Below are 7,740 nucleotides of genomic sequence, written 5' to 3'. Positions count from 1 at the left end.
ATAAACAGCAACTTTCGATATGGAGCAAGCAAGCGGTGTACTTCGTTCATTGTGCCGCCTTCGAAAAATGATTTACTCATGTCGCCTAATGATTGAGAAGCAACATTGCTGTTTTCTTGGTACGCTTTGACCAACTTAGCAACCGCTTGCTTTACGTTTGGCGACAATCCTTCGTCAAACGATTGGCGGCAGTATTGCTTCACATAGTCAATTGCATCGTCTAAAACGTTTTGTAGATATGCGTCTTGTGACGTGTCCTCGATAGGGATTTTTAAACGGATTTTTAATTCATCTAATGTCATTCCATCCACCACCTATCGAGGTGTTCCTCCGGTATAAACGCCATGACTTTTAACGATTTCTAGTGCTTGCGCTTCTGTAAAACCAGCGGCGATAAGTTCATCATAATAAGATTTCAACACTTGTGATACCGCTTTTGCGTGTTCTCGATAAATCGGCAACATCTTTTTCGTTTGGTCAATCGCCATTTCCAATTCCAATTGTTCATGCGCTTTCATCTTTTCAACCGCTCCCTCTTCCAAGTTTCAAAAGCCATTCCCTCAAGTTCTTTAGCATCAACTTTTTCTATTCTCTCGACAGAAAAAGAAAGATAACAACGACAATTAATACTGTTTTGGGGCAAACTAAACAATCCAGGCGCTTTTGCTCGGTCACTTCCGATTTTAAATTCTTCGTCTACCGGAATTTTTGTGCCGTCTAAATGCTTATGTCGGTCACGAACCCGTTGGTCCTGCATACTGTTCCATTCTTTCACCATAATGACACCGTTTTTATGAGCATGTTCAGCGGCCTGCAACTTCCCTGTCTCAACCGCCCGATGCGCCTCTGTGCGTACTATCCGCATCGCTTTTGTTGCGTCATTTTCAAGCGCATCTTTAATTCGTGTCGCCATTTGTTTGTACGTTTCGCCTTTCACTAGACCTTGTGTGATTTCCTGCTGTATCGTGTAGATGATGGCCGCCCGATTCTTTTCCAACCGCTGTGACAGGGTAAGTCCTGTAATCGGATTTTCAATCATAGCTGTAATGACTTCTGGTCGCACAACAGAATAGCTCAAGCGGCTCAATGTATCGGTTTCTACCGCCCAAGCGGTTAAGTAGTATCCATCTAAATACGATTCGCCTAGAACGTCATAAACGGTCTTTCTCACGTCTTTGTAAAGCGTCTTGAGTAAATAGTCGATATACTCGATAAACTTGCGTAAGCGGTCGTATTTCGCCATCTCTGCGTATGTGAGTTTTCCGTCAATCTCGTATTTCTCATAGAGTTTCGCTAACTCTAAACGAATTTCAGTTAATAAAGTGGCGTATCGCTTCACAATCTCCCGTTCGCTTTGTTTGACAAGCTTGTTTGTGAGTTGCTCAATGAGTGATTGGATTTTCTCAAGGTTCATGCTTCATCACGTTTGGCAGGCGCTTTTTTCTGTGGTTTCTTTTCCTCTACTTCGACCTTCTCAAAGTCACCACTTTTCAACAGTCGTTTCGCATGGTCCTCATTCACAATAAACCATTTCAAACCTGTTTTCTTGTTTTCAAGCCACATGTTAGACACCTCCTAATACAAAATAAAAAAGAGCCTCGTTAAACCACGTGGCTCCATGTTTTTCCTGTACTTATGCTAACTATTGTACTTTTGCCGACATTAAACATTTCCGCTATTTTTGCTTGAGGTACACCTTCAGAAAGAAGTTGTTTAATTTGCCTTACTTTTTCTTCGTCTAATTTAGCGTTTGGATTTGAACGGCCGGTTGTTGCTATTCTTCCGTTATATTGTTGGATTTTTCTTTCGGATTCTTCATTTAATCGGACATGTGTCCAAGACATATTTTTAAGGATACGGTAAATAAAGTGATAGCTAACGTTATGTTTTTCAGCAATCACATGCATAGGAAGGTGATTAGCTAAATCTCTCCTTATCGCAATTACTTGTTCTTCTGTATATTTAGCACTTGGGTTTTTTGAACCTCTCTGTGCTTCTGATTTCTTTCTGCTATGGTCACCTACGATTTTTCTGCCTTTGCACCTTTTGCCTAGTTCGGACATGAATCTTCTTTGTTCTTCTGTTACTTTCCTGTTCATCCACAATTTCTTTCTGTGTTCTTCGCTTTTCCTTTTGCCTTTTAACGCTTCGGAAACACGTTTTCTTTGTTCTTCTGTAAATCTGTAACCAAGTATGTTATAAGCACTTGGGCTTAAATTATAACCTTTATCTCGCTCATAAGAACGATAGTAGTCAATCCATTTCTGCTCCAAATCAATCAACGATGATTCGTCGTCAGTTGTTTCAATTATTTCGAAAGAGAAATTTTCCTGACCATACTTTTGCCATGCGTGAAGCAGGTATCTATTGTTATGTCTATTTCCGTTTAGTTCTCTGATGTGATCTTCCCATCTTTCCTCAATCCTAATGGAAGAACCGACATAAACTTTCCTATTCACCTTATTCCTAATTAAATAGACACCCATAGTCATGACCGAATACCCCCTTGTAAATATTATACAACAGAACGGGCATTCGGTCAAACTACTTTACACCCATAAAGATTATGCGTTTGCAGGACGTTTCGCACTCAAGACAGCTAACGCTCCAGGTCTTGTCACGCGGGCACCGTATAAATGAAGGCCTTTAACAGCATCCGCAAAACGTTTTTCTGGACGGTATGCTTCGACTTGGTTTACTTGTTCAGCGAAAGACCATGCGATGTTATGACCTGCAATGATTTTGTAGTTTTCAACTACTCCTTGTCCTGTCACTTTTGGTACGTTGTTGGATTTTAAAACAAGGAATCCAGCGGCACGTCCAATTACACCGTTTACTAGACGATCTTCCGCAGGTAAGCTACCTGTTTTAACAAAGCGGTCGTCTTTTAGCATTAACCCTTCATACCACGGCGGAACAATAACAAAGCGGCCTTGCTCTGGAATATCCGCTTCATCCAATTTGACGGATAAGTCAACAAGGTATTCGTATGCATCATTTTTCGTTGGTTCGACTGGTGTAGCGTCGTTACCGATTTGGTGATATGCGTCAGTGTAGTGAGATGCGATAAATTGGTCAGCGGCATTACGCAACGCATAAGCGGCTTCACGCATCGCTTCATCCATGAGCTTTGGATTTTGTTGGATTTTATCTACATCATCGACTTGGAAGTTAAAGAATTTCGCTTGATCGATGACAAGTGTACGTGTTTCGTCGGTTAGTGTTTCTGGATCTGGCATGTTGGTGTTTTTCGTGTAATCACCAACGGAAATACGACCAATGTTGTTGATTTTTACCGTATCACCATATGCACGGATTTCTCCTTCATAGTCACGGTTAATAACCGCCGCTTGACCGTAAACCAATGTTTTTTGTAAGTTTTGTAGCAAACGTGCGCTCCAAATTGTAGGGATAAAGTTGTTAATTGCCATGTTACATCATCCTCCTATTTTCCTTGTAAGAATTTTTCAATTTGTTCCCAATTTGCGTTAATCTCTTCTGGTGTCATTTTCTCAATCATTTCTTTTGTGAGCGGCTTTCCATCTGGATTAGACGGTTTTGGATTGCGTCCGCCGTCTTTGAACCGCTCCTCTACCGCTTTTTGTACAGCAGCTGAAAATACTTCTTCTAAAACAGAAAGGTTTTTAAGTGTCGTGTCCTCATCTTGACCGATGAAGAAGTCAACGAGTTTTGTCGGCAATTGTTTTTCAGTCGCAACAGATAAAGCTTTATTGCGTAGCGATTCGCGAATCTTTTCTTGCTCGATTTGCTCGAGCTTTTGCTGTAACTCCCTTAGCTGTTTTTGCTCTGGTGTTTCTGGCGGATAACGTTTTGCAATCTCTTCCTCTAGTTTTTTAGGAAGCGTCTTTTTCTCGTAGGTCTTAATCGCTTCTGTCACACGTGAATCCGTAAGTGATTGCAACCACTTTTTCGCTTCGTCATTTTGGTTCACGAACTGTTGCACCGCATCAAGTGTTAATTGCAACCCTTGTGCGTTGCCTTGTCCGCCGTCTGGCTGTCCTCCATCTCCCGCTGGTTGGTTGCCGTCTCCACCATCGCCGCCATCTCCACCTTCTGCAAAGAATTGAAGGTCGAGACGGTATGGCAGTAATGATTTATAGAACGGTTGTTTATTGATTTCCATCTGTTCATTTCCTCCTTCGTCCTTCGCAGTTGCATAAGCCCCTGCAAAGTCCTGTTTTTGTTCGAGCAGTTTAACGTCTTACTCAGGACAAGAAAGCAAATAAAAAAGAACGCCCTCATTTGAGTTCGTTCTCACTAAAAGCCTTAACCGAATGGTTAGGCTCCTTAAAAAATCCAAGTAAGCAATTTATAAATCAAATATCCAATACCAGTAGCGCTAAATATAACACCAATAAAAAACATAACGGTAATAAACATCCAAACTATGTCTTCTTCTTTGTTACACATAAAATACACCTCGTTTCAACGCTTCTAACGCCTGTCCAAAGTTCATTGATTTACCTCCTCTTGTTCTTGTGTTTCGGTGTCATCCGTAAACGAATCTAGGTCAATCATATCCTCTTTTTCCTGTCGCATGAGTTCTTTTTCATATGCAACATCATCAATGTAAGGAATTTGTGACAATAACGTATGATCGCTATGAATTCCTTTCAACTTCGACGCATATTCTGCTACATAAGAAAGGTCAATCGGAATATTTCGTTTGAATTCCCAAAAGATGTCGAGATAGTCAATGTCGATGTTTTTCTTCTTCCACGCACTGCAAAGCACCTTGAATTGTTCGCGAAGCCCTTTGCCAAACTTCATTGCTTTCGTTCCCGCTTTGTTCTCAAGCGCAATCAATTTCCATTTACGACTTTCTCCTGTTTGAGCACCGCCGCTGAATTTTTCGTCAGACATATCGACACTAGCGGAAAATTTATGGATGTTTTCGTTTAGAGTTTTCTTTTGGTTTTCAACGAATGTGTCATTGATGTTCTTGGTAATGAAATACACATCGCCATTTTCGCCGATTTCAATACCGCCTGTCTGCTTCATCTTCTCGATGGTTTCTTGGTCAATTTGTACACCTTTGAAGCCCATATACGCATTAGCAAATGTCTCAATCTCGTTGACTGAATCGCTAATGATTTTGTCATATGCGTCGATGAGCGCTTCGACTTTTTCAAAATCCCCTTGTTCTTCATCGTTGTTTTGGAAGCGGATAAGCGGCACATAATCGAATAGATGAGGTTGACTACCTTCTGAATCCATAATAAAAACGCCATCATCCTCGATAAAGAATGTGACGTTTTTGCTATCGTACCATTCGACCTTCATATATTCGTTGTTATTAAGGTCTTTTACTGTGTAATAGCGGATAGCGTGTGTAATCTCACCGCCATCTTCAATGAAAATGGCTTCCCAAGGAAAGATGTTCATCGCTCGCTCTTCGCCGTTTTTGTCGATGTATAACAAACGAGCGGCGTATCCGCAAATGCTCATAAGTTTTCCTGTTTCACCATCTAGGTCATCAATAGTGTTTAAGGTAGTGAAACGGGAAATGCGCTCTTGGTTCTCTTTCACTTTTGTTTCTTCATACTTTCGTGTATCTAAACTATAAGAAATCGGCTGTCCCCAAAGGTAGCCGACGATTTGATTGATAATGTATCCCCTGTAATCGTTTGGGATTTTGTTGTTTGGCTTTTTCGGGTCTGGCAGTGTTCGACTTTGTATTGGCAATCCGCTACCTAAATAGCGGTTGTATAGCCCTAACATGGCTTCACGGTGTGGTTTGTGCCATTCAAGTATCTTCTTAATAATATCTGACGTAACTTCGGAAACAGATAACTGTACCGTTGAACGCACGGTTTCACCTCCCTTTCGTTAGTACAATGACGGTACCGCACGGGCTTTGTTGCCGAATAGCACCGTATTTACAAAGTAGCGGTCACCATCCATGTGATGGTCGTTTTGTTTGACCGGCTTATCCTCACCCCGCTCCGCCGCTTTTTCATCCCATACATAAGAACTATACTCACGGAACGTTTCTTTACAGCAGTCGTTGTAGAGAATCATCTTTTTGTTTAGTGCTGTTGCCACATTCCGTATGCCGTCTAGTACATCGTTTTTAGCTTTGATGACTTTGATTCCTTTCTGACGCAATAACGCGATAAATGAAGCGGCTGATGGGTCGACAATTACACCTTTAAAGCGATATTTCTCAATATCGGCAATAAAATTGACCAAGTCCTCATAATACTCTTGGTCTGTTTTCTGCTTGTTTTCTTTCCGACCATCGTAGTGATACTCTTTCACCTTGTACCATATACCGTTGTAATATCCCCACAAGCCGAATGTCGTCGGGTTTTGTGTTCCGTAGTCGCATGATACATAGTACTTTTCATAAGGTCTTGGCTCGGTTGGTACGACATGCTCGTCTTTGTTAAACATATCGTAGATAATCCCTTCCGCAAGCACCCATAAACCGAGAATGTATCGTTGATAGAAAATACCTTTATACATTCTCTTGTAGCGTTCTTTTACCCGCTCGGACAGCGATAAATTGTCATCCATCGTAAAATGTAAATGGAGCAAGTTTTTTTCGTCGAGTTTATCCAAGTATTCGACCTTAAACCAATGATACGGTCCTGCTGGGTTGCAGTTGAACCATAACTTTGCTCCATCAACCGAACAACGAGCGGTTGCTTGGTTGACGAATGACTCTGGCATGAGCGCTACTTCGTCAAAGAACATCCCGGCAAGTGTAATCCCTTGAATGAGATCTTGTGATGATTCGTCTTTTCCGCCAAACAGGTAGAAATAGTTTGTTTTCCCTTTAAATGTGATCGTCAAATAGTTATCTGCTCGATGATCTTTGACCTTGTATCCTCTCGATTTCAGCATCCGCTTGAGCGGTGTAATGACGTTTCGGCGCAATGCTCCGATCGTCTTTCCTGCCATACCGAAGTTTTGCTCGTTAAAGGTATCCATCGCCCACATGACGTAAGAAAGCGACATCACAACGGTTTTTCCAGCACGAATGGAACCGTCGCATATGATGCCGTCTTTGTCGCTGACTGGCGAACCTTTGCGCCACCAAGTCAACACCTTGAGTTGCTTCTTGGAAAATGGCTTAAAATAAAAAGGAGCGGGCTTAAGCTTCTTCATCATCCCACACCTCTTCGATCTTGCCATTTAACGCTTCTAGGAAGCCGTCATCTTCAAATTCTTCTTGCTCATCTGGCCCAAACACTTTATGATGAGCAATTTTGAGTTTTTCTTCTTCGATCTTCCGTTTGAAATTATCCGGGAACAAATCGAAATACAACGACAGTTTTTCAAGTGCCTTCATCTTGTCGGCTAGCTTAATAGACACGCCGTCTTTACCTTGTTTTACTTCTGTAATGATGGTTCCATCAATCGTGTGAGAGTCTTTAAAATCAACAAAGTTGACCATCCTTGTAATTGGATTTCCTTCTTCATCTTCACCGATTGTGATTTCTTTCTTACCAAACGTAACAAAATCAGTAATATCAGCAAAAGCGATTTTGATGTATTTTTGTAATACATCCATTGCTTCAATAAAAACTCCATTTGTCATTTCTTTTTTGATACGCTTGATTTCTGCCGCAACCTTAGCATTTCTTAGCAATCGACTACCCTCAACATGTGCGCTTTCTGGAGCGTATCCTGCTTTGATTGCCGCTTGTGTAGCATTAAAACTCTTTACGTAATAAATGCAAAAAAGCCGCTGTTTCTCGGTTAATTCATTGT

Annotated in this window: 10 protein-coding genes; all 10 read right to left on the bottom strand. The window is 41.3% G+C overall.

The genetic code is table 11. From position 1 onward, the window contains the following. A partial coding sequence (locus ETC00_RS18935) for a head-tail connector protein (RefSeq protein WP_171567627.1) occupies nucleotides 1-302 on the bottom strand: 302 nt, incomplete at its 3' end. A 12-nt stretch (nucleotides 303-314) separates the two neighbouring features. After that, the gene (locus ETC00_RS18930) at nucleotides 315-518 is read right to left on the bottom strand and encodes a hypothetical protein (protein ID WP_171567626.1); all 204 of its coding nucleotides are present in this window, start codon (nucleotides 516-518) and stop codon (nucleotides 315-317) included. Continuing rightward, the gene (locus ETC00_RS18925; RefSeq protein WP_171567625.1) at nucleotides 515-1,414 is read right to left on the bottom strand and encodes a phage minor head protein; all 900 of its coding nucleotides are present in this window, start codon (nucleotides 1,412-1,414) and stop codon (nucleotides 515-517) included. The genes ETC00_RS18930 and ETC00_RS18925 overlap by 4 nt, the downstream gene beginning before the upstream one ends. Next, nucleotides 1,411-1,563 (bottom strand): DUF7302 family protein, encoded by a 153-nt coding sequence (locus ETC00_RS18920; protein WP_171567624.1) that lies wholly within the window; start codon nucleotides 1,561-1,563, stop codon nucleotides 1,411-1,413. The genes ETC00_RS18925 and ETC00_RS18920 overlap by 4 nt, the downstream gene beginning before the upstream one ends. 38 nt (nucleotides 1,564-1,601) lie before the next feature. Then, the gene (locus ETC00_RS18915) at nucleotides 1,602-2,492 is read right to left on the bottom strand and encodes a GIY-YIG nuclease family protein (RefSeq protein ID WP_171567623.1); all 891 of its coding nucleotides are present in this window, start codon (nucleotides 2,490-2,492) and stop codon (nucleotides 1,602-1,604) included. 72 nt (nucleotides 2,493-2,564) lie between these two features. Further along, nucleotides 2,565-3,431 carry a phage major capsid protein gene (locus tag ETC00_RS18910; RefSeq protein ID WP_171567622.1) on the bottom strand — a complete coding sequence of 289 codons (867 nt, stop codon included), beginning with the start codon at nucleotides 3,429-3,431 and terminating at the stop codon, nucleotides 2,565-2,567. A gap of 14 nt (nucleotides 3,432-3,445) precedes the next feature. Beyond that, a complete protein-coding gene (locus ETC00_RS18905; protein ID WP_171567621.1) occupies nucleotides 3,446-4,144 on the bottom strand; it encodes a DUF4355 domain-containing protein in 699 nt (232 codons plus the stop codon). A gap of 329 nt (nucleotides 4,145-4,473) precedes the next feature. After that, entirely contained in the window at nucleotides 4,474-5,832 is a 1,359-nt protein-coding gene (locus ETC00_RS18900) for a phage portal protein (RefSeq protein ID WP_216369584.1), read from the bottom strand. Between the two features lie 18 nt (nucleotides 5,833-5,850). Next, on the bottom strand, nucleotides 5,851-7,137 hold the full coding sequence (locus tag ETC00_RS18895; RefSeq protein WP_216369583.1) for a PBSX family phage terminase large subunit: 1,287 nt from the start codon (nucleotides 7,135-7,137) through the stop codon (nucleotides 5,851-5,853). Continuing rightward, nucleotides 7,121-7,740: terminase small subunit (locus tag ETC00_RS18890; protein ID WP_171567619.1), on the bottom strand; the 620-nt coding region annotated here is incomplete at its 5' end. The genes ETC00_RS18890 and ETC00_RS18895, both read right to left, overlap by 17 nt.

The sequence above is a fragment of the Brevibacillus sp. MCWH genome (genome assembly GCF_013096935.1).
Taxonomy (GTDB): Bacteria; Bacillota; Bacilli; order Brevibacillales; family Brevibacillaceae; genus Brevibacillus; species Brevibacillus aydinogluensis.
The sequence above is the reverse complement of the archived record's forward strand: the minus strand, read 5'-3'. Positions and strand labels throughout refer to the sequence as shown.